Consider the following 23,216-nt stretch of genomic DNA (forward strand, 5'->3'; position numbering starts at 1 on the left):
TAGTTTAGGTTTTTTTAACTTATATAGTTCCAAATATTTTTCTTTTTAGACATTTCGATAAAGGCCAGTCGCAGGTTTTGATGTTCCGGCTTTACCATTGGTGCATCGTCTTTTAATAACTTAACTGCACAATGTCTGGCTAATTGCAATATTTCCCGGTCTTTAACCAAATCAGCAATCTGCAGGTTTAATACGCCGCTTTGCTGTGTTCCCATCAAATCGCCCGGACCTCTGAGTTTTAGATCAACCTCTGCAATTTCAAAACCATCATTGGTTTTAGTCATGGTTTCCATTCGGATTTTACTATCATTGCTTAATTTATGTCCTGTCATTAAAATGCAATAGCTTTGCTCTGCACCACGACCTACACGTCCTCGAAGCTGATGTAGCTGTGACAAACCAAAGCGTTCAGCACTTTCAATAATCATCACGCTGGCGTTTGGCACATTCACTCCGACTTCAATAACGGTAGTAGCTACCATAATATTAGTCTTGCCTTGTGAAAATCGTTGCATTTCTGAATCTTTATCAGCTGGTTTCATTTTTCCATGCACAATGCTCACGCTGTATTTTGGCAGTGGGAAATCTCTCGAAATGCTTTCATAACCGTCCATTAGGTCTTTATAGTCCATGCTTTCAGATTCCTGTATCAACGGATAAACGATATAAATCTGCCTTCCTTTTTCTATTTCGTCCCTGATGAATTTCCATACTTTTAATCGGCTGGAATCATAACGGTGCACGGTTTGAATGGGCTTTCTTCCCGGCGGCAGCTCATCGATTACAGAAATATCGAGGTCGCCATATAAACTCATGGCCAATGTTCTTGGAATTGGTGTTGCCGTCATGACTAAAACATGTGGAGGAATCTCGTTCTTTTTCCAGAGCTTGGAACGCTGTTCTACTCCAAATCGATGTTGCTCGTCAATAATTGCCAGACCTAAATTATGGAATTTTACTTTGTCTTCCAATAGGGCATGAGTACCAATGAGAATATGAAGGCTGCCATTTTCTAATTCTTCATGGATAATTCTCCTATCTGAAGTTTTGGTTGAGCCTGTCAGTAATTTTATATTTATATTCAATGGTTTAGCTAACTCAACTAATCCGTTGAAATGCTGGTTCGCCAGAATTTCTGTAGGCGCCATAAGACACGCCTGAAATCCGTTATCCAGAGCCAATAGCATGCTCATCAAAGCCACTATTGTTTTTCCTGAACCTACGTCACCTTGCAGTAAACGGTTCATTTGTGCAGGATTTCCCATATCATTTCGGATCTCTTTCAACACTCTTTTTTGCGCATTAGTCAGGTCAAAAGGTAAGTGGTTATTGTAGAAATCATTAAAATAGATGCCTACTTTTTCAAAAGGATGTCCTTTGATTTTGTTCTTCCGAATCAGATTTTTTGTAATCAGTTGCAGCTGTATAAAAAACAATTCTTCAAATTTTAAACGGAATTGCGCTTTAGCCAATAAATCCGGACTTTTTGGAAAATGAATATTAAACAGCGCGGCATTTTTTGGAATCAGCTTGAGTTCATCTAAAAGATAATTAGGCAACGGTTCCCTAAAGGCTGCCTGCGTCTCTAAAAAAAGCTGCTGCATGATTTTGTTAATCGTACGGTTTGAAATTCCTCTCTGTGCGAGCTTTTCAGTCGAAGGATAAACAGGCTGCATGGCAGAACGGAGATTTTGCTCATGCTCTGCGAGCAATTCCATTTCGGGATGTGCCATATTGAATTGGCCATTGAATGAAGTACATTTCCCAAAAATGACATAGACGGTATTCAGTTTCAGATTTTCCCGTATCCATTTTTGTCCTTGAAACCAGACCAATTCCATTTCTCCCGTTTCGTCAACAAAAGTAGCGACCAGGCGTTTTCCTTTTTTTTGCTCAACGGTTTTGATATGGATAATCTTTCCAATTATCTGGACTTCAGCATTTGTATTCTGCAGTTCGTTTATTTTGTAATAGCGGGTTCTGTCAATATATCGGTTAGGAAATAAATTTATCAGGTCTCCATATTTGTGGATGCCTAATTCTTTGCGAAGCAATTCACCGCGGGCAGGCCCGACGCCTTTTAGGTATTCAATAGGAGTTTCTAATAAATTGTTTTGCATCGCTATATTAAAATACGAATATAAGCCATTAATTGAAAATTATAAAATGGTATTTTGATTGTAAAATAGATTCTATAATCTGGGTTTTGATTTATAAAAGTAAGATTTTGGCTAAAGAAAATGATATATTTGGAATTCAGAAATTGGAATCAAAATTATGGCAAAACCTATATATATCCTGGGAACAGGTCTTTCACATAACGGATCGGCTGTTTTGCTCAAAGACGGACGTGTTTGCGTAGGCATCGAAAAAGAACGCCTGAGCCGCAAAAAACATGACGGAGGCAATGATACGTTAGCAATACAATATTGCCTGGATGCTGAAGGAATAGGATTAGATGAACTTACTCTTGTGGTTCAATGTGCCAATTTTGATATTCCGAATCGGGATAATTTTAAAGGACCGAGAATTTTTTCAGGAAACGAAAAAATCAAGATCATAGATATTTCACACCATTTGGCTCATGCCTATAGTGCTGTTGGAACTTCGCCCTTTTCGGAATGTAATGTTATGGTTATAGATGGTTGTGGAAGCCCGTTAGATCAATTTTTACAACTTCACCCGGAACACAAGGAATATATATCCTCTGAATTTTTAAATGAGGTGCGTATGGTTTGTGAAAAAGACAGCTTTTATCATTTTGACGGACAAAAATTAACGCCTTTGGTTAAAGATTTCAGCATTATGTCTAATCACTCCGGGAGTTTTTCACTGCCAACGACCCAACATTCCATAGGTGGTTTTTATGCTACTATTAGCAACTATGTTTTTGGTGATATGGATGATGTGGGAAAACTAATGGGATTGGCTCCTTATGGGAAGTCCGGCCTATATGATTTTGAGGCTTTTGAATTCCAATCAGGAAATTTATTGGTCAATGAAAACTGGAAGACCCAATTTGACAATCCGTCAACTGGATATGATTATTTTAAAGAACATTTCGACTATTATGCAAACATTGCACGCTGGGCACAAGAACAGGTAGAAAAAGCCGTATTGCAATGCATCCATAACCGATTGGAAAAGTTTCCGCATCCAAATCTTTGCTATACAGGAGGAGTGGCGTTGAATGCCGTAGCCAATGCAAAACTAAAGGACTCAGGAGCAGCCCAGGAAATTTATTTTGAACCGGCAGCCGGCGATAACGGCTTGGCATTAGGTTGTGCTTATTATGGCTGGTTGGAATATCTGAAAATGCCAAAAATGCCTCATGATGGAAGTACCTGTTTTGGTAAATCCTATTCTGAAGCAGAAATTGATGCTGCCTTTCACAAAGAAGAAAACAAGAAATATATTCCGAAAAGAATAACAGATGAAGAAGAGTTACTTCATTATTGTGCTGAAAAGCTAAAAGAAGGAAAAACAATAGCCTGGTTCCAATCAGGATCAGAGTTCGGTCCCAGAGCTTTAGGCAGACGAAGTATATTGGCACATCCCGGTATTGAGAAAATGAAAGACCATATCAATCTGGATATTAAGTTTCGGGAAGATTTTCGTCCTTTTGCACCGGCTGTACTGAAATCTAAAGTTGGCGAGTATTTTGAATCGGCGCGTTACAGTCCGTATATGATTCTGGTCGATAGGACACGTGCCATTCATCAGCAAGAATTAAAAAATGTAACACATGCAGACGGTTCAGCCCGTGTACAAACTGTAGAAGAAAATTGGAATCCCAGATTTGCGAGGCTTATTGAAGCCTTTTATAAACAAACGGGCATTGCCGTTTTGCTCAATACCAGCCTGAATAAAAAAGGAATGCCAATAGTTGAAACGCCTGAAGAAGCGCTCTATTTGTTTGGAATAACAGATCTTGATGTACTGGTTATGGAAAATACGATAGTCGAAAAATAATTAGCTTAGCGGCTCTGTGTCATTGCGTGCAATTATTCTCGCAAAGGCGCAGAGCCGCAAAGATTGAAATATAATTTACTCCAGGGTTTTTAATAGTTCCAGTGCAGCTGGAGTATTCATACGTTGTAGTTCGGCTATCATCAGCTTTTTTTGCTCATCACTTATAGTAGCTTCCGGTTTTATAAATCCTTCCGGTTTGGCTTCTTTGAAAAATAAATCGTCTGTCCATTTATTTCGTAAGCCGTCTATTACCATATGGATACGATCTTCATTACCGCGATTGGCAACAGAATGGGTAAAATTAGCATCTATATACCAGCATTCGCCTTCATTCATCACCAACCGATTTCCGTCTAAAATAAATTCAACTTCCCTATTGGTAATTAGCGGAATATGTAGCCTAAAACAGCCATCTTCATAACCAAGGCAATTATCACTATGCGGCTTGACTTCCGCACCAACAGCCAGTCGTAATAAACGGACAGCTATTTTTTCGAACAACAAACCGTCGAGAATTTCCTGAAAATAGGCACATGAATTTAAAATTTCGGTTGGGACAAGTTTTTCAGTAACAGGCGAGGCGTAGATCTGGTCTGATTTTCCGCTTTCAGACATAAGGGCGATGGAAGTCCATTCGCCGTTATAATCCTTTGCGTTGTAATGGGCTGTCCAATTTTTATCAATAATCTTGTTGAGATCATTTTTAAGCTTTTCAGTATCAAAAAGCAGCGGAAATTTTATTGAGCGTACTAATTCCATATTTATTCTCTTAGCCATTTTTCCATTATAGGAAAAGCCTCTTTTCCTTCTTTTATTGCACGTTCTTTTCCATAAGTCAGGCCTGCCCATTCCAGTAGCGGCAATCCGATATAATTTTCACTGCTGAAATTTGAAATCAGCCATTCCGAATTGTCTTTGTAACCATTAGGGTGAAATACAAAATCAACGGGTAATTCGAGATGTTTTACAGCGGCAAATGACCAAAGCATAGCAGCGATTTCGTCACCTTGTGTAGGCCATTCAGGAGCCATTTGTTCTGTTCCCGCTACATTTCTTTCTGCCGGAGTTGTAACTGCCAGATGTCCGGCTTCATGCAACAGGTCGCCAGGATATTTTAGCTTTTCGTAATCGACATAAATAGTTCCTGGACCAAGAGCCAATCCTGGCAGGAAAGTACTGTCGTCAAGTCTTTTTTCGATGATAGCTATTCCGATTCCTTCCAGAAATCGAACCGTTTTTTGCAGTTCAGGATTTTCAACCATAATGAGAGCAGGTTTACGCGATACAATATAGCAAATCCATCGGAATCAAAATTAAAAACTTCTTAAAAAAGGAATTGTAATTGTTTCTGAAACCTTCGTAACTTTGAAATCAAGATATTTTTAAAATGAGACGATTACTATATACTTTCCTTCTTGTTCCTTCTTGTCTTTTTTCACAGCAGTTCCAAAAGGTCGATTTTAAAACGTTAAATGCTACGCTTGCTTTAGATGCAGCCCATAAAAAAATATCGGGCCATGTGACCTATACTTTTGAAGTGCTTTCTGCAATTGATACCATACGGATTGATGCTAAAAACATGACCTTTTCAAATCTGAAGATTAATAATACCGCTACGGAATTTAAAAACTCTGCAAAGGAATTACAGCTATACAAAGGCTTTAAGAAAGGGAAAAACACATTGGTTTTTGATTATGAAGCGGTTCCTAAGCAAACATTGTATTTTATTGGAGAAAAGGATCATCTTCAAATTTGGACACAAGGGCAGGGGAAATATACCAGCCATTGGCTGCCAAGTTTTGACGATGTAAATGAAAAAGTCATTTTCGGGTTGAGTATTTCGTATGATAAAGATTTTGATGTCTTGTCTAACGGGAAATTAAAAAACATGTCGGATAACGGAAACGAAAAGCAATGGGAGTACCAAATGGAAAAGCCCATGAGTTCCTATCTGGCGATGATTGCCATTGGAAAATTTGCAAAACAGACAGAAACAGCCGCTTCAGGAACGCCTTTGGAAATGTATCTTTCAAAAGAAGATGCGGAAAAGTTTGAATATACCTACAAGTACAGTAAGGTTATTTTTGATTTTTTTGAAAAAGAAATAGGGTTTAAATATCCATGGGGAATTTACCGTCAGGTTCCTGTAAGAGATTTTCTGTATGGCGGAATGGAGAATACGACATCCACTATTTTTTCTCAGGATTATGTAGTAGACGAAATCGGTTTTAACGACAGGAATTATATCAACGTAAATGCCCACGAATTGGCCCATCAATGGTTTGGCGATCTGATTACAGCGACATCAGGAAAGCATCATTGGCTACAGGAAGGATTTGCGACCTATTATGCTTTACTTGCTGAAAAGGAGCTGTTTGGAGAAGACCACTTTAATTGGGAGCTTTATGAAATTGCAGAGAAATTACAACAGGCTTCAAAAACAGATACGATTCCGTTGCTGAATGAAAAAGCCAGCTCGCTCACGTTTTATCAAAAAGGGGCTTGGGCCCTGCATGTACTGAGAGAAAACATAGGTGCAAAAAACTTCAATAAGGCAGTCAAAAAATATCTTGAAAAATACGCATTCAAAAATGTGAATACTGCCGAATTTTTAGCAGAAATCAATGCCGTTTCAAATTATGATACCAAGAAATTCCAAGAAGTTTGGCTTGAAAAATCTGGATTTGAAGTTACAGAAGCCTTGACAATATTACAGAAGAATAAATTTATTAAGCAATATCTCAATGTACTTTCAATGGCAGATAGGCCTTTGACGGAGAAACAATCTTTTTTTGAAGAAATAATCCAATCGGATGCTTATTATCCGATAAAAGAAGAAGTCTTTTTCCAATTACAACCAGTAGATTTTTCTGAAAAGGAACCTATTGTAAGACAGGCAATGGCATCAAAAGATATAAAAGTAAGACAGGCTGTTGCAAAAACACTCAATCAGTTTCCGGAATCATTCAGGCCTGATTTTGAAACTTTTCTGGAAGACAAATCCTATGTAACAAGAGAGATTGCCCTGAATGTCTTATGGTCGCAGTTTCCGGATAATCGTGCAAAATATCTTGACAAGTCCCGTAACTGGGTGGGTATGAATGATAAAAACCTTCGAATTCTTTGGCTTACGATGGCTCTGGTAACAAAAGATTTTGAGCCCGAAAACAAACCCGCTTATTATGATGAACTTCTAAGTTATGCTTCGCCTGATTACGAAAGTTCAATTCGTCAGAATGCCATAACCAATCTTTTATATATAAATACTAACGATACGAATGTTTTGCATGCTCTTATCAATCCGCTGACGCATCATAAATGGCAATTTTCAAAATTTGCCAGAGACAAGATAAGGGAACTAGCAAAAAAAGAAAGGTACCGACTGTACTTTTTAGAACTGCTACCTTCATTGCAGGATAATGAAAAAGCGATCTTGGAGAAATTGTTAAATCCATAGAATTGTTAAAATTAGTTCCAATTCAACAGAATAGCATTATTTTTAGAAAAAAATCATAGCAGATTTATGCGAGCATTAGTCATTTCAGGTGGAGGAAGTAAAGGAGCATTTGCCGGAGGCGTGGCCCAATACCTTATCAAAGAAAAAAATATTAACTATGATTTGTTTATAGGATCTTCGACCGGAAGTTTGCTGATTCCGCATTTGGCTTTAAATAGAGAAGACAAAATATTTAAGCTATATACTAATGTTGATATGGACAAAATTTTCAGTGTCAACCCTTTTATTATCAAGCATAAAAAAAAACAGGAAGTAATTACTATCAATCACTTTAATGTAATCAAGCAATTTATAAAAGGCAAGCGCACTTTTGGCGAAAGTAAGAGTCTTAAGAGTTATATTGAAGATAATTTTTCCAAAGAAGAATTCGATGAATTGCAGAATTCTTCAAAAGAAATTATTGTAGCGGTTACCAACATCACTAAAAACTGCGTGGAATATAAATCCATATTGGAATGTTGTTATGAAGATTTTTGTGATTGGATATGGATTTCCTGCAATTATATTCCATTTATGAGTCTTGTGACCAAAAACAGATTTGAATATGCCGACGGAGGAATTTCGAATGTAATTCCAATACAGGAAGCAATTAATCGTGGAGCAACGGAAGTAGACGTAATTGTATTGGAAACAGAACATAATACGGCAGAAAAAGTCATTGGAAAAAATCCTTTTTCACTGACAATCGATTTGTTTGGAACGATTATCGACCAGGTAGAACGAAAAGATATTATCATTGGCAGGTTGGCAGCTGCGGCAAAAAATGTAAAACTTAATTTTTATTATACGCCCACCAAACTCACAGATAATCCATTAGTCTTTAATAAGAAAATCATGCTCGACTGGTGGCATCAGGGTTATGAATATGCTAAAAATAAGAGCGAAACCATGAGCCAGATATAAATAAAAAAGCCTCGAAAATCGAGGCTTTTTATTTTTTACCAAAGTCCGCCGACTTCGTTTTTGATATACGCTAATGCGTTATTGCTAGGTGATTGTTTTTCTAATAGCTCACTCAGGACAATTTCACGCAGTTTGTTAGCAGTGTCAACTTCCGGATTTAAAGCTGCTTTTCGGATCATTTGGATCGTAGCATTTTTTGCAGTGGTAATAATCGTCCAGCATTCGTCCGATAAATAAATCTGCTGCGTAAGATTATGTTCAAATTCATTTTCTATATGCAAAACAACCAGATTTTGGTAGTCCATCTTATCGCTTGAATTCGGTGAGATGCGGATCAGTAAATTTGAAGGGTTGATTCTTTCTAAAAATAAAGCCATTCTTTCATATGCTTGCAGTCGGATAGGAAGAGCATTTTTACTAGCATCTCTTTGGATGAGGTATCTGCGTCGCCCTTCTTCATTTTTGGTATGCAGGCTGAAGAAATAATAAGCTACTCCACCAGTTATGACAGCAGGTAATGTATAGCTCAACAGCTCGATTATTTTTGTAGTGTCCATAGATTTTTATTTAATGAAAGCAAAAATAGAATAAAAACCGATATGGTGGTTAGTTGATAATGGATAGTTGATAGTTGATAGTGGTTAGTGAAGTTTGTGCCAAATGAAAGGAGATATGAATTTAATAACGTTTTCTTTTATACATAAAAAATATGACCTTAGTACTTCAGAACCTTAGTGCCTTAAATCATCTTATAATTGTTAAAAATATAATTTTTTATATGTATTTATATTTTTATATTTGAAAATGTAACTTGAATATAAAAATAACTTAAATTTTATGAGAAGAACTCTACTATTTTTAATTTTCGGTTTTATGACAGTAACCGGAATAAACGTTCAAGCCCAAAATACACTTACTGTTTTCGAAGAGATTTTATTTTATGACGGATATGCCGGTGTAGTAAATTTTCCGACTCCCGAAGGTGTTATTCGCCATAGGAATGACTTGTATGCCAAAAAGATCGATGGAGGATTATCGACTCCTTATGGCTCCAACATGACTATTGAGGTAATAATCAAGGCGTCATGTGATAATTATGACAGGATAGGGAATGTGAATCTTGCTCTTGTACCAAAAGGATTAATTGGTTATAGTCCTGACAATGTGCAACGAATAGAATTGGCCCGGTTTATTACGCCTTTTATGAATAAGAACAGGCAGCCTGACCAGGTTCCTTATACATTTTCTGCCAATAACTTATCAAAAATATTAAACGATCCTGGCTTAAATGCTGCTTATGATTTTTGGATGGAATTGGAAGTTTTTGGAGTTCCTTATGCTGCAAATACCCAAGTCGCCGGATGTTCCGGAAGAAATGATGTGTTTTATGGTACTTTGAATCTTATTTCAGATGGTACGCCAGCAGCATCGCTGCCAACTTTTTTACTTCCTTTGAATTTCAAGAAAAACCTGAACAATTATAATGAAAATGCTACGGATGTAGTTGGTCAAACCGTAAGGACTATCAATTTTAATATTCCCAATGCTATTACAGATGCAAAGTTATATCTGATAACTTCAAATCATGGAGCCAATGAAAATGGAGAAGAATACAATAGGAGATGGCATTATATTCAATTTGACAATGTTTCTGTCTTGACCTACAGACCTGGCGAACCAACTTGTGAACCTTATCGGGTTTATAATACCCAAGGTAATGGAATTTATGGATCCTCACCAAGAACACCAGCCCAATGGCAGTCGTTTAGCAATTGGTGCCCGGGTTCAACAATTCCAACAAGGGAAATTTCTTTAGGTAACGTAGCAGCAGGACAGCATACATTTAAAATTGAAGTACCAGATGCTGTTTTTGCAAATGGAGAAGGATACTTTCCGATTTCAGTATATCTGCAAGGATTAGGACCTGCACTTGATGTAAAAAAGTTTACGCCAAATGTATATAGCTTATTACCAAACCCAACAAGAAATGTCGTAACCATAGAAACCGATCAGGAAGTTAAGAACTATGCAGTTTTTAATCTTTTAGGACAGGAGGTTGCAAAAGGAACAGGTAAAATAATAGATATTTCAAAAGTTGCCCAGGGTACTTATCTTGTTCAGATAGAATTTATGGATAATGAAATCGCTACTCAGAAAATTGTAAAACTATAAATGACTATCGGGAAGTTTATATAAGACAATTAACATTCGATATTTCTATTATCAGGAACTTTGCGGCTCTGTGCCTTTGCGAGCAACTATTTCACGCAAAGGCACAGAGCCGCAAAGCAATAAAAACATAAACTTATTGGAATTTGTTTTTGGTATAAGGTTTAAAATAATCAATAAACCGTAAATGAAATAGGATAAATTTCAATAGCATAAGCGACCGTCTTTTCTTCCAAAATCCGATTATTTTTCTACAATCTAAATGCGTATTTTTGCGTGAGTAAAAGAATAATAAAATGCAGCACTATATAAGCCAGCTTAATGAAGCCCAACAGGCGCCAGTCCTTCAGAAAGACGGACCTATGATTATTATCGCAGGAGCAGGTTCAGGAAAGACAAGAGTATTGACAATCCGTATTGCATATTTGATGCATCAAGGTGTTGATGCGTTTAATATCCTGGCTTTGACGTTTACCAACAAGGCAGCTCGTGAAATGAAAAAGCGTATCTCTGATATCGTAGGTTCAAGCGAAGCTAAAAACCTTTGGATGGGAACTTTCCACTCTGTTTTCGCGAGGATTTTGCGTTCTGAGGCCGATAAGCTCGGCTATCCGTCTAACTTTAGCATTTACGACTCACAGGATTCAGTACGATTGATAGGTTCGATTATCAAAGAAATGCAATTAGATAAGGACGTTTATAAACCAAAGCAGGTTTTAGGGCGGATTTCATCTTACAAAAACAGCTTGATTACTGTCAAAGCCTATTTTAATAATCCGGAATTGCAGGAACAGGATGCCATGTCAAAAAAGCCGCGTCTGGGTGAGATCTATCAAAATTATGTAGATCGCTGCTTTAAGGCCGGTGCGATGGATTTTGATGACCTGCTGTTAAAAACGAATGAATTGCTGAATCGTTTTCCGGATGTTTTGGCAAAATACCAAGATCGTTTCCGTTATATCTTAGTGGATGAGTACCAAGATACCAACCACTCTCAATATTTGATTGTACGTGCTTTATCGGATAAGTTTCAAAATATTTGCGTTGTTGGAGATGATGCACAGAGTATTTATGCTTTCCGTGGAGCCAATATCAACAATATCCTTAATTTCCAGAAAGATTATGATGGTGTAAAAACATATCGTCTGGAACAAAACTACCGTTCTTCAAAAAATATTGTGGAAGCTGCCAATTCCATTATTGACAAAAATAAAACCAAACTGGAAAAAGTGGTCTGGACTGCCAATTCTGACGGGCCGAGGATAAAAGTACACAGAAGCCTTACCGATGGTGAAGAAGGAAGATTTGTAGCCAGTGAGATTTTTGAAAAGAAGATGCAGCTCCAGATGATGAACGGACAGTTTGCTATTTTGTATCGTACAAATGCGCAATCCCGTGCGATGGAGGATGCTCTCAGAAAGCGCGATATTCCCTATAGGATTTATGGCGGCTTATCTTTCTACCAAAGAAAAGAGATCAAAGATGTACTTTGTTATTTGAGATTGGTTATCAATCCAAAGGATGAAGAAGCGCTGATACGTGTGATTAATTATCCAGCCAGAGGAATAGGTGATACTACTGTTGAAAAGCTGACAATTGCGGCAAATCATTATAAGCGTTCGATTTTTGAAGTAATGGAACATATCGACAAGATCGATTTGAAACTGAATTCGGGAACGAGGTCAAGAATTGAGGATTTTGTAACAATGATTAAGAGTTTTCAGGTCATTGACCAAAGCCATGATGCGTTTTATTTGGCTGAGCATGTTACTAAAAAGACCGGATTGATTCAGGAACTGAAAAAAGATGGCACACCGGAAGGTATAGCAAGGCTTGAAAATATAGAAGAATTACTGAACGGTATCAAAGATTTTATTGAAGGACAAAAAGAAGTTGACGGAGCAAGAGGTGCCTTATCTGAATTTTTAGAAGATGTGGCTTTAGCTACTGATTTGGATAAAGATACCGGTGATGACGACCGTGTGGCTTTAATGACGATTCACTTAGCAAAAGGACTTGAATTCCCGTATGTTTTTATTGTGGGAATGGAAGAAGATTTGTTTCCAAGTGCCATGAGTGTTAGTACCCGAAGCGAACTGGAAGAAGAACGTAGGCTTTTTTATGTGGCTTTGACAAGGGCAGAACACCAGGCATACTTGACCTATGCACAGTCACGCTATCGTTGGGGAAAGCTAATGGATTCTGAACCATCGCGATTTATTGATGAAATTAAGGGAGAATATTTAGAATACCTGACTCCTACAGAAAACAATTACCGATACAAGCCAATGATTGATATGGATATTTTTGGTGATGTAGACAAATCAAAGTTGAGGTTGTCAAAACCTATGAATGGTACACCTCCAAGAAAATATGGGGATGAAGAACCAACACCTAACCATAATATTCGAAGATTAAAACCTGTTGATTCAAATCCACCGGCAAGTATTAGTGGTGCTGTCTCAGATACTAAATTAAACGTAGGTAATATTGTCATGCACGAACGTTTTGGAAAAGGGCAGGTGCTTAATATAGAAGGTGCCGGAGCAGACAAAAAAGCAGAAATCAAATTTGAAGTAGGAGGTATTAAGAAATTATTGCTTCGTTTTGCAAGACTTGACATATTGTCGTAACTTTAAATAAGTATTGGAACTTCTATTGAGAAAGAGATACAAGAGATATCTGTTTTTCAAAGACGGACTTTGCGCCCTTGCGGTTTTGCGAGATACTGTTTCACGCAAAGACACAAGGGCGCAAAGCAATTAAATTCCCGATAATCATTAACTTTAAAATAAAATGACAGCTAATGGCTCAGTTTATAAAAATATATCCTCAAAATCCAAACGAAAAAGAAATCGCCAAAGTGGTCAAAATACTGCGGGATGGCGGATTGGTAATTTATCCTACTGATACGGTTTACGGATTGGGATGCGACATCACAAATACAAAAGCATTGGAACGTATTGCTAAAATCAAGGGTATCAAATTAGAAAAAGCGAATTTTTCATTTGTATGTCATGATCTAAGCAATATTTCTGATTATGTGAAACAGATTGATACTTCTACATTCAAATTGTTAAAAAGAGCATTGCCCGGGCCGTATACGTTTATTCTTCCGGGAAATAATAACTTACCGAAGGAATTCAAGAAAAAGAATACTGTAGGTATTCGTGTGCCTGATAATTCAATAGCACTTGAAATTGTAAGGCAATTGGGAAATCCGATTGTTTCTACATCTATCCATGATGATGACGATGTGATTGAATACACCACAGATCCGGAACTGATTTTTGAAAAATGGCAGAATCTTGTGGATGTGGTGATTGATGGCGGTTATGGAGATAATCAGGCTTCTACTATAATTGATTTATCTGGAAGCGAACCTGTAGTTGTAAGGGAAGGAAAAGGAAGTATTGATATTTTATAGCTGTATTAGTTTTTTCGCAAAACTTTGGCTGTTGCAATAAATAATACTAAATTAGCAATACCAATTATTAAGAATCCTACTAGTGATAACGATTTATACCATATGCTATTCTTAATTTAAATATTTAATTGGTTATTAATAAAAAAAATTAGGGATACATAAAAAGCAGGCTTTTGGGCCTGCTTTTTCATTTACTCTTTATTCTGATGGCTTATTGTTTTGCCGCCATGTTTTTCATTTCTTTTTCAATCATATCATAGAACTGATCGATTTTTGGCAATACCACGATTCTGGTTCTTCTGTTGATTGATCTGTTTTCAGCTGAATTGTTATCAACCAATGGAATGTATTCGCTTCTTCCCGCAGCAATCAATTGTTTTGGGTTTACGTTTAATTCCTGTAATACACGGATGATTGATGTAGAACGTTTTACGCTCAAATCCCAGTTGTCAAGCAAGATTCCGTTTGATTTATAAGGAACATTATCAGTGTGTCCTTCTACCATACATTCAAAATCAGGTTTGCTGTTTACTACTTTAGCTACTTTAGCCAATACTTCTTTAGCTCTGTCACTTACAACATAACTACCACTTTTGAAAAGAAGCTTGTCTGCAATAGAGATGAAAACAACTCCTTTTTCAACATTAACTTGAATGTCCGGATCGCTGATTCCCACTGAGCTTTTTAAGCTGGTTACCAAAGCCAATGTTACAGAGTCTTTTTTCGTTAAAGCATCTTGAAGACGTGTAATTTTCAGGTCTTTTTCTTTTAGGCTCTCCAATGATTTTTCAAGATTTTCAGCTCCTTTTGAAGATAAGGTAGTCAAGTTACCCATATTGTTGATCAAATCAGAATTGTTCTTTTTCAAGAAATCGATTTGATGCGCCAATGCGTCTCTTTCTGTCAAACAAGTATTCAATTTTACTGTGGCAGTGTTTAGTAAATCTTGAATTTCTTTGTTTTTCGCTTCTAATTCAGCAATCTTCTTTTTTGAACCACACGAAGTCAGCGTAAAAGCTGCAATCGAAAGTATAAAAATGACTTTTTTCATAGGTTTCGGTTTTAAAATTTTAACAAATTTAAGGATTAAAAATAGGGTTTCAAGTTTAACAAGTATAAACTATTGTTAAAATTTGTTTTCAAAAACCTTGCCCTTTTTGACAAAATAGTGGTAAGTAATACTTTTAATTTTGTAGTAATTGTTGTATTGTTTTGATTCTCTTTTGTTTAGGAACTTAAATAATTTTAAATAAAAATAAAAATGTGCTTTGAGTACTGCCCATAGATGTGAGAACTTACCTTCGGTCATAAATTTGATTCCGGCAAGTCCGTCTTGTGAAAGACGTAGGAAAAGAACAGGGAAGAGTTTTTTTCCAGGCAGATTCTTAAGCATCATCCAAAGAGAATTGCGGAAATTGAGAAATGTCTTATGCGGATTAGAGTCTTTTAAAGTAGCACCACCTACATGATATACTGTAGATTTTCCACAATATTTCACTTTGAAATTTTGATTGAAAGCACGCCAACAAAGGTCGATTTCTTCCTGATGTGCAAAAAAGTCTTCATCAAATCCGCCCAACTTTCTGAAGATTTCTTTACGTATAAAAAAACAGGCACCGGATGCCCAAAAAATGTCAATACTATCATCGTATTGACCATTGTCTTTTTCAAGTGTCTGAAATATCCTGCCTCTGCAAAAAGGAAAACCGTATTTGTCGATAAATCCGCCTCCGGCTCCTGCATATTCAAACAGCTGTTTGTTTTTGTAGTCTAATATTTTAGGCTGTACGATAGCTGTTTCCGACTCATTGTCTAATAATTCAACGATGGGCTGTAGCCAGTTTTCGGTAACTTCAATATCAGAATTGACCAAAGCATAATAATCTTCTTCTACAAATCGGAGTGCCTGGTTATAACCTTTGGCAAAACCGAAGTTTTCCGTATTCTGTATGATCTTGACCGTGGGGAATGTGTTTTTTATAAAAGAAACAGAATTATCTGATGAGGCATTATCGGCTACATAAATTGTGGCTTCCGAAGAAAACCGCACAACAGATGGAAGAAATTCTTCAAGCAGTTTCTTACCATTCCAGTTTAGTATGACGATTGCGGTTTTTTTCATTGCGGTTTTTATCTAATTAAAATCAGGCAGCTCTTTCAGGAAATTGTATTTTTCGCTCTGGTAGTCCATTTGGCAAAAATAGTGATTCAGACCATTGGTTACCATCAAATATTCAGATTCCAATGCCATATTATAACGTGCTATCTGGTCGAAAGTGGTTTGGTTGATGATAATATCAGCCGATTTGCATTCTACTAACAGAAACAATTTGCCATTGGGCTGAAATACTACCACATCATAGCGTTTTATGAGTCCGTTGAGTTTGATGACTTTTTCTACGTTGATGTATGATTTTGGATATTTTTTTTCTTGTAGCAGGTATTGTACTACATTCTGGCGGACCCATTCTTCAGGTGTCAAAACGATAAATTTCCGACGGATTTCATCGAATATAGAAATCTTACCTTCAATGTTTTTGAACCGAAATTGATAGGTGTTGAAATTGAGCTGCTGCATGAATGCAAAGTAACAAAATTCTGATTTAAAAATTCATTACAAATCCGCCTCCCAGCTGTTTTCCATTATAAAACGGAGCCATCATTACTGTTGATTTGCTTTCTTTTTCACCAAAAAATGTTTTTTTAATAAACGGATGCAGCCAATAGGCCACTTTGGTACTCAGGATTCCTATTCCGGCTCCGGCTGCAACATCGGTAAGCCAATGGCGATCGTTATAAATACGGAATAATCCAGTTCCGGTAGCTACTACATAACCGGTAATGCCATACCATATAGATACGTCTTTGTATTCCTGCCACAAAAATTCGGCTCCGGCAAAGGCAGTAGCGGTATGGCCAGAAGGGAAAGAATTGTTGGAGCTTCCATCTGGTCTTTCAACTTTGGTGATGCCTTTAAGACTCAATACGGTTCCACTCATCAAAAGATAGGAAGTACCCATAATAATTGAACGATCTTTGAAGTTATGCTTTCCTTTAATTCCTAAAGCGTTTAAAGCATAAACGGAGGCGAAAGGAGCATATTGCGTAAAGTCGTCTATGGTTACTTTTTTATCGATGTCTTCATTGACTTCTTCCTTAATTTCAGAGTTGAATCCTTTGAGCCAGTCACTTTCTAACCCAATAACACCATATCCTATAAGGACTCCTGGAATGATTAACGCTTTGTAGTTGAATTTTAGGGTGTCTGCTTTCAAGGCAGGAATAGAATCTGTTACGTTTTGTTGGGCATAAGTCGCTATCGTATTGAAGAGAATACATAATAGCAGGATTTTTTTAGACATAGTTTATTCAATGAATGTTATTTTCAGATTTAACGCAACAGTAGTATTTTAATTGAGAGCTTAGGGCTTATTTAATCAAATCTTAAGGATAGCATTCATGAACTTTTTTTGCCTACTGTTTTATAATCTTAAATATTTGTACATTTGACATTTAAATTGACTATAATACGAGATAAGTATTGAATATTTTGAATACTGTTGAAGTATATGGTAAAAGTAGGGCGATCCAGCCTGCAAGCAATGAAGAATAAAGCAGTATATAATTATGAATTATAAGCAATATCCAGTACATCCGGCTCTTAAAAACTGGATACGTTATTTCTGGAGTTACGACGTCTGTACTTCAACAGCTGAGGCATTGCATGTTCGTTCTTTTGCAGACCGGTATCCAAGGCTTGTTTTTCAGGATATTTGCTCTTTTTCGCCAATTAAGGATGCAATGGGAACTGTCAAACCTATCTGTTATTTGAGTGGTGTAGACACGCTGCCTTCCGATGCATTTTGGGACAGCCAATTTTCTCATTTTGGAGTCAGTTTTCAACCTCACGCCCTGCATCTTCTTTTTGGAATAAATGCAGAAGAGTTAATAAATCAAATGCCGGACATACAGCTATTGGATAAGACTGAAATTCCGACCTTATTGCTAAATGCAAAAAGCCATATTGAAAGAGTCTCAATACTTAGTGAGTATTTTTATAAAAGGATATCGATAGCAAAAGGAGATATGGTTATTGATGATCTTTTTCACGGAGACTGGGCCGACCGTCTAGGAAATGAAAAAAATCTGGCTGCAATTGCTTCGCATTATCAAATTTCTGAACGACAACTGCAACGCAGGTTTAAACAAAATGTAGGCGTATCAGCCCGTAAATTTGCAAGGATTGCGAAATTTGAGAAATCACTACCGGCTTTATCCTTGGCTGATTATGGTAGCCTTACCCAATTGGCTTATGATTTGGAGTATGCAGACCAGTCGCATTTTATAAAAGATTTTAAATTATTCTCCGGATTTTCTCCCTATGAATTCGTCAGGCAATCCAGCCTGGGTTCTGAAAGCGCGTCCTTTATTTATATTGAAGAATTGACCTGATGTCGTTCTGATACAATTCTGTCAGCATTTCTGATTTTAATTTTGGAAAAGATTTCTAATCTATTCCAGTAATAGATTATCTAAAAACAATCTTAACGATTAAAATCATTAATGCACTATGAAAACAAGAAAAAAGAAAATTACTAGTTTGTTTGTTTTAACCATGATTGTCCTTGCTTTTACAGGATGTTCCAAGGATGATGGAGGGTCAGATACTACGCCAATTGCTGGTACGCATAAATTGGTTCTGAAGGCACAGACTTCAGGTTCAACTATCCATCATCTTCTGTATGGATATGACGATGAAATGACTTCAGTATCGGGAATAAGTGAGACTTCATGGACAAGCCCGGAAATTGCTCTGCCTGAAAATGCAAGTGTAGCAAATTTTACTGCCAACGCTGTGGGAGCAGATGATGCTTCAACTTTGAAAGTGCAAATATTTGTAGATGGTGTCTTAAAAAAGGAAGAAGTGGGAACGGGTACAATTTTGGCCGTTCGCGCTCGCCACAGCCTCAGATAATACCATCGTTTTAGCTGGCAGCTACCTACACTGTCATGGTTTTGGAACTTATTGCTATTTTTAGCAATAAGTTCTGTTTTTTTAACACTACTTAAAATTAGTATAAGAATATTAAATAGTAGCACTATCAGTATTTTTATTTGATAGTTCTGCGATTAAAGGCTTATTTTTGGGTTTTGATTAATACCAAATATAAAAGCAGTGGATGAGGTTGTAAAAATTGTCAACGATATCAAGGCCGGAAACATAAAGCCAGTTTATTTTCTGATGGGTGAAGAGCCTTACTATATCGATAAGCTCACGGAATATATGGAGGCAAATCTTCTTTCGGAAGAAGAGAAAGGCTTTAACCAAACTGTGCTTTACGGACGAGACGTGACTATAGATGATATTGTTTCTACGGCAAAACGTTATCCTATGATGGCAGAGCGCCAGGTTGTTATTGTGAGAGAAGCACAGGAACTTTCGCGAAGTATTGATAAATTGGAAACATACGCTGAAAATCCGATGCCTACTACGGTTCTGGTTATTGCTTATAAATATAAAACGTTAGACAAGAGAAAGAAACTAGTCAAATTTCTTGATAAAAAAGGTCTAGTATATGAAAGTAAAAAACTATATGAAAATCAGGTTGGCGACTGGCTCAAGCGAGTGCTTGCCGGAAAAAAACTAAATATTGAGCCTAAAGCAGCGGCTATGTTAGTTGATTTTTTGGGCACAGACTTAAGCAAGATTGCTAATGAGCTCGACAAATTGGCTATTATATTGCCACAAGGCAGCACGATAACGCCAGAGCTGATTGAAGAAAATATTGGTTTTAGCAAAGATTTTAATGTATTTGAGCTTCGTAAGGCCATTGGCGAACGTAATGTGAAAAAAGCCTATCAGATAGCACAATATTTTGCAGACAATCCGAAAGACAATCCATTAGTGCTAACAGTAGGACAAACTTTTGGTTTTTTTATCCAATTATTAAAGTATCATGGTTTGAAAGATCGAAGTCCTAAAAGTGTAGCTTCGGCTTTAGGTATTAATCCTTTTTTTGTGAAGGAATATGACGTGGCGATTAAGAATTACCCAATGAAAAAGGTAAGCCAAATTGTTGCTTCCCTTCGCGATATTGACGTAAAAAGCAAAGGAGTTGGTGCCAATGGATTACCACCGGGTGATTTGATGAAAGAAATGCTGGCAAAGATATTCGGCTGATAGGGCAGCAGTAGAGAGATATACTATATATAGAAATGCGTTTCACACTGAAACGCATTTTTTTGCTATATCATCGCAGGAAATAATTTGTGAATACATAATGTTTGTTCAATCGTTTTATAGCGGGAAAAGGTTTGTGTTTCTGAATTAATAATAGCCGTATTTTTTCATAGTTTTGTCTGTATTTCATTTATTTTATGTTAATTTGTTTGATAAATATCAACAATATGGATGCTGAAATACAAAATCTTCACGATGTCTGGCTTCCTAATAGAACTGCGGGAACGACACAGTCACATCAAATTTCGTTTGATGACCTGACGAATTCAATTATTAGCACAGGACCATTTTATTTTTATATTATTGATTTTTTCGACATGTCGCTTTCACATATCAGTCCAGCTCTTTATGATATGCATGGCTTTGATCCGGGAAACACATCATTTAATGACATATTAGCTGCAATTCACCCCGACGATTTAGAATTTGTTATTAAAGCAGAAGCATTCCTGACCCATTATTTTTCAGAAAACCTGGATCGTGATAAATTGTTGAGCTATAAAACAAGCTATTGTTTCAGGAGCAGATTGCATAATGGGGAGTATGCCTTATTCAATCACCAAGCTCTGATGCTCACGATGGATGACAATGGAGGATATGGAAAATCACTGAACATCCATACCCGTTTGGATCATCTCACCAATTTCAGTACCTATAAGATATCACTTATTGGTTTGCATGGAGAGCCCTCTTTTATGAATATCAACCTTAGTGAAAATAAAGATGGAATCATAGAATTTTCAAAACGTGAAATAGATATTATCAGGCTCTTAAGCAATGGTCTAAATAACAATGAGATTGCTAAAAAATTGTTTATCAGTCCACTGACTGTAAAAACACACCGAATGAATATCTTGGCCAAATCTAACTCAAAAAATACGGTCGAGCTTATAAAGAATAGCATCCTTCAAGGACTGATTTAGTTTTCATAATAGTAAAGAATACTCCTTTTGGAGTATTTTTCGAGGCCTATATTTATGCTAGTTTTGTTGGAACAAAGGCAGTAAAAATGTAAAAGCCGTATCATATTAAAGGCAAGTTTTTTCTTTTTACTCTTTGTCAAATTGCCCTTTTTTCTTCTTTATCACAATGTAAGAACTAGAAGATAGAATGTCAAAAAAAGTATAATCTAAACTTAACAAACCCCAACATTATGAAAGCTAAAGTATTGATAATTCTATTGGTTTTATGCTCATTCAACCTTTATTCACAAAGCAGATCAGAAATCATTAAAGAGATAAATGGCCTGCTTCAAAATGTAAAAGGCGTTCGTTTGAAGACTAGTGAAAGCGATCCGACACACATCAGGCATACCTACATGAATTTTTCGGAAAGCAGCAGTAAAAAAGGATGGGTTTCATTTACTAGTACAACATCATGGGGGAGTGGTTATGAAGATCTTACTATCACATATTCCTTTGATCCGAAGAAGATCGTAGAAGCAAGTCTAAACGATGAAGTTGACAAGGCACGGGGCAACAAGGCATTTCTATTTGCACTTACGTTAGAAGGCGATGATGTAGAGATAACTACGGTACAGGGCGGTAATACCACACGAGACAAATCAGATATGGTGGTCATGTATATTATGATGAAAGGCAGCGATGGGTATGAGATTTATGACAAGCTAGAGGAACTCTTTCAGAAACTTTATGAAATCTCTTAGATACTAACTGGTTTAAGTGCTTGCTATTTCAGTTTGTTCATGTCATATTCTAAAACAGTACTGACTAACCTTAAAAAATTAAAAGAACTTTATGTATCGCCTAACGATGAAAAAGGTAAGTCGGATCAGGATACTATTTTGGAAAAGATAATCAAGGCTGAAGAAACGCTTCCAAACTGCGCCATACGGCACTTATTACAAATAATATAGTCTTTGCTTCCTGATGAGGAAGAAGAGAAATTAAATACAGAATGATGAAAACCATATCCTAAAAAAATATGGAGAAGCAACATGTTGCACACCAAACTTATCGGATGCATTTAAGAGGAAAAGAAAAACATTTTTGGAAATGTAACTTTGGCATTTCTAAGCTGGCTGATATCCCGTTAGAAATCAGTGGTTATAAATCTATTGATTCTGAAATAGATGATCAGTTTTTATTATACCTGACTTCCAGGGTACCTATAATTCATGGCATTTATCTCAAATTTACTAACATTACTGATGAAGGAGTAAAACATATTAGTACGGTTACCGCTCTTTTTGAACTTACTCTGAGAGATCATAAAAATATAACAAACGAATGTTTGCCTTATCTGAATAGATTGACTGATTTGGAGTATCTGGATATTTTAAAAACAAAAATAACTCTTGAAGAACTGCCTGCCTTATCGCAACTCCAAAAATTAAAAGAACTGCATATTTCTTCTGAAAGCACAGATGAAGAATATCTTTTAGGAAAGGTTATTGCCATGAAAAAGATACTTCCCAGTTGCATCATATACATCAATTATAAGTCATACGAATAGAGAATAGCTATCCCTAAAAAGGGTAAGTATATGAAAGTTTATGCCAGACTGTCGAATTTATTTTTCTGACCCAATAGGTCGATGACGACCCTGACAACCGAATGCTCTTTTCGGATGCATTCGAGGAGCTTGATTCCGGAAACAGCCTCAAATTATTTGAAAACGGCATGCAGGCGCTTGGATACCTTAAAGAAGCACAATATTATTTTTCTTGACCCGAACATGGGAATAATGGGAGGCCTAGAGGCCCTGATAGAAATCAGGAAGGATGACCGTACAGAAATCTTTCTGTCGCCATCTATTCTACCTCTTCGGCAGAAAAGGACATTGAGGACACGCTTGCCGCAGGAGCCAACGTGTACATCACCAAGCCTAACGATTTCGGCAGGCTAAAGGATGCGATCAGGAAGGTGATCTAACATGCATTTCCTTACCGAAATGTTGGACAGGGAAACCTTTTTATTAGTAACATAAGGGCTACATAAAAAAAGAGGCGAAACGCCTCCTTTATT

Annotated in this window: 21 protein-coding genes; 13 read left to right on the forward strand and 8 right to left on the reverse strand. The window is 36.8% G+C overall.

Going from position 1 to position 23,216, the window contains the following annotated elements; genetic code table 11:
* Positions 1-14 precede the first annotated feature (14 nt).
* Positions 15-2,120: an ATP-dependent DNA helicase RecG gene (gene recG, locus ABH942_RS08270; RefSeq protein ID WP_370030943.1), complete on the reverse strand. Its 2,106-nt coding sequence runs from the start codon at positions 2,118-2,120 to the stop codon at positions 15-17.
* Between the two features lie 157 nt (positions 2,121-2,277).
* Between recG and ABH942_RS08275 the strand changes: the two genes are divergently transcribed.
* Positions 2,278-3,972 carry a carbamoyltransferase gene (locus tag ABH942_RS08275; RefSeq protein ID WP_370030945.1) on the forward strand — a complete coding sequence of 565 codons (1,695 nt, stop codon included), beginning with the start codon at positions 2,278-2,280 and terminating at the stop codon, positions 3,970-3,972.
* Positions 3,973-4,047: 75 nt separating this feature from the next.
* Here the strand turns inward: ABH942_RS08275 and ABH942_RS08280 are convergent, their stop codons facing one another.
* A complete protein-coding gene (locus ABH942_RS08280) occupies positions 4,048-4,749 on the reverse strand; it encodes an aspartyl/asparaginyl beta-hydroxylase domain-containing protein (RefSeq protein WP_370030947.1) in 702 nt (233 codons plus the stop codon).
* On the reverse strand, positions 4,734-5,234 hold the full coding sequence (locus ABH942_RS08285; RefSeq protein WP_370030949.1) for a hypothetical protein: 501 nt from the start codon (positions 5,232-5,234) through the stop codon (positions 4,734-4,736). The genes ABH942_RS08280 and ABH942_RS08285 overlap by 16 nt, the downstream gene beginning before the upstream one ends.
* A gap of 125 nt (positions 5,235-5,359) precedes the next feature.
* Between ABH942_RS08285 and ABH942_RS08290 the strand changes: the two genes are divergently transcribed.
* Positions 5,360-7,429, forward strand: a complete 2,070-nt coding sequence (locus ABH942_RS08290) for a M1 family metallopeptidase (protein WP_370030951.1) — start codon at positions 5,360-5,362, stop codon at positions 7,427-7,429.
* Between the two features lie 66 nt (positions 7,430-7,495).
* Positions 7,496-8,392, forward strand: coding sequence for a patatin family protein (locus ABH942_RS08295; protein WP_370030952.1), 897 nt, complete (start codon positions 7,496-7,498; stop codon positions 8,390-8,392).
* 35 nt (positions 8,393-8,427) lie between these two features.
* On the opposite strand, the gene ABH942_RS08300 is transcribed toward ABH942_RS08295, so the two are convergent.
* A complete protein-coding gene (locus ABH942_RS08300) occupies positions 8,428-8,949 on the reverse strand; it encodes a hypothetical protein (RefSeq protein WP_370030954.1) in 522 nt (173 codons plus the stop codon).
* Between the two features lie 280 nt (positions 8,950-9,229).
* On the opposite strand from ABH942_RS08300, the gene ABH942_RS08305 reads away from it, so the two are divergent.
* From ABH942_RS08305 to ABH942_RS08315, 3 genes are all read left to right on the forward strand, one after another.
* On the forward strand, positions 9,230-10,564 hold the full coding sequence (locus tag ABH942_RS08305; RefSeq protein ID WP_370030956.1) for a peptide-N-glycosidase F-related protein: 1,335 nt from the start codon (positions 9,230-9,232) through the stop codon (positions 10,562-10,564).
* Between the two features lie 293 nt (positions 10,565-10,857).
* Positions 10,858-13,194 carry an ATP-dependent helicase gene (locus ABH942_RS08310; protein ID WP_370030959.1) on the forward strand — a complete coding sequence of 779 codons (2,337 nt, stop codon included), beginning with the start codon at positions 10,858-10,860 and terminating at the stop codon, positions 13,192-13,194.
* Between the two features lie 173 nt (positions 13,195-13,367).
* Positions 13,368-13,988, forward strand: a complete 621-nt coding sequence (locus ABH942_RS08315; RefSeq protein ID WP_370030960.1) for an L-threonylcarbamoyladenylate synthase — start codon at positions 13,368-13,370, stop codon at positions 13,986-13,988.
* Between the two features lie 211 nt (positions 13,989-14,199).
* On the opposite strand, the gene ABH942_RS08320 is transcribed toward ABH942_RS08315, so the two are convergent.
* The 4 genes from ABH942_RS08320 to ABH942_RS08335 all read right to left on the reverse strand — a co-directional run bounded on the left by ABH942_RS08320 (position 14,200) and on the right by ABH942_RS08335 (position 17,350).
* Complete coding sequence (locus ABH942_RS08320) at positions 14,200-15,039, reverse strand: OmpA family protein (RefSeq protein WP_370030962.1); 840 nt, start codon at positions 15,037-15,039, stop codon at positions 14,200-14,202.
* A 75-nt stretch (positions 15,040-15,114) separates the two neighbouring features.
* Positions 15,115-16,110, reverse strand: coding sequence for a glycosyltransferase family 2 protein (locus ABH942_RS08325; RefSeq protein ID WP_370030964.1), 996 nt, complete (start codon positions 16,108-16,110; stop codon positions 15,115-15,117).
* A 12-nt stretch (positions 16,111-16,122) separates the two neighbouring features.
* The gene (locus tag ABH942_RS08330) at positions 16,123-16,566 is read right to left on the reverse strand and encodes a type I restriction enzyme HsdR N-terminal domain-containing protein (RefSeq protein ID WP_370030966.1); all 444 of its coding nucleotides are present in this window, start codon (positions 16,564-16,566) and stop codon (positions 16,123-16,125) included.
* A gap of 25 nt (positions 16,567-16,591) precedes the next feature.
* Positions 16,592-17,350 carry a phosphatase PAP2 family protein gene (locus tag ABH942_RS08335; RefSeq protein ID WP_370030969.1) on the reverse strand — a complete coding sequence of 253 codons (759 nt, stop codon included), beginning with the start codon at positions 17,348-17,350 and terminating at the stop codon, positions 16,592-16,594.
* A 265-nt stretch (positions 17,351-17,615) separates the two neighbouring features.
* Between ABH942_RS08335 and ABH942_RS08340 the strand changes: the two genes are divergently transcribed.
* The 7 genes from ABH942_RS08340 to ABH942_RS08370 all read left to right on the forward strand — a co-directional run bounded on the left by ABH942_RS08340 (position 17,616) and on the right by ABH942_RS08370 (position 22,704).
* Positions 17,616-18,440 carry a helix-turn-helix domain-containing protein gene (locus ABH942_RS08340; protein ID WP_370030971.1) on the forward strand — a complete coding sequence of 275 codons (825 nt, stop codon included), beginning with the start codon at positions 17,616-17,618 and terminating at the stop codon, positions 18,438-18,440.
* 163 nt (positions 18,441-18,603) lie between these two features.
* Entirely contained in the window at positions 18,604-18,963 is a 360-nt protein-coding gene (locus ABH942_RS08345; protein WP_370030973.1) for a hypothetical protein, read from the forward strand.
* Positions 18,964-19,164: 201 nt separating this feature from the next.
* Positions 19,165-20,169 (forward strand): DNA polymerase III subunit delta, encoded by a 1,005-nt coding sequence (gene holA, locus ABH942_RS08350; RefSeq protein ID WP_370030975.1) that lies wholly within the window; start codon positions 19,165-19,167, stop codon positions 20,167-20,169.
* Between the two features lie 227 nt (positions 20,170-20,396).
* Positions 20,397-21,152, forward strand: a complete 756-nt coding sequence (locus tag ABH942_RS08355; protein ID WP_370030977.1) for a LuxR C-terminal-related transcriptional regulator — start codon at positions 20,397-20,399, stop codon at positions 21,150-21,152.
* 350 nt (positions 21,153-21,502) lie between these two features.
* Positions 21,503-21,895 carry a hypothetical protein gene (locus tag ABH942_RS08360; protein ID WP_370030979.1) on the forward strand — a complete coding sequence of 131 codons (393 nt, stop codon included), beginning with the start codon at positions 21,503-21,505 and terminating at the stop codon, positions 21,893-21,895.
* A gap of 39 nt (positions 21,896-21,934) precedes the next feature.
* Entirely contained in the window at positions 21,935-22,105 is a 171-nt protein-coding gene (locus ABH942_RS08365; protein ID WP_370030980.1) for a hypothetical protein, read from the forward strand.
* A 68-nt stretch (positions 22,106-22,173) separates the two neighbouring features.
* Positions 22,174-22,704 (forward strand): hypothetical protein, encoded by a 531-nt coding sequence (locus ABH942_RS08370; RefSeq protein ID WP_370030982.1) that lies wholly within the window; start codon positions 22,174-22,176, stop codon positions 22,702-22,704.
* Positions 22,705-23,216: the final 512 nt, after the last annotated feature.

Source organism: Flavobacterium sp. 28YEA47A (assembly GCF_041262125.1).
In the GTDB taxonomy this organism is placed as follows: domain Bacteria; phylum Bacteroidota; class Bacteroidia; order Flavobacteriales; family Flavobacteriaceae; genus Flavobacterium.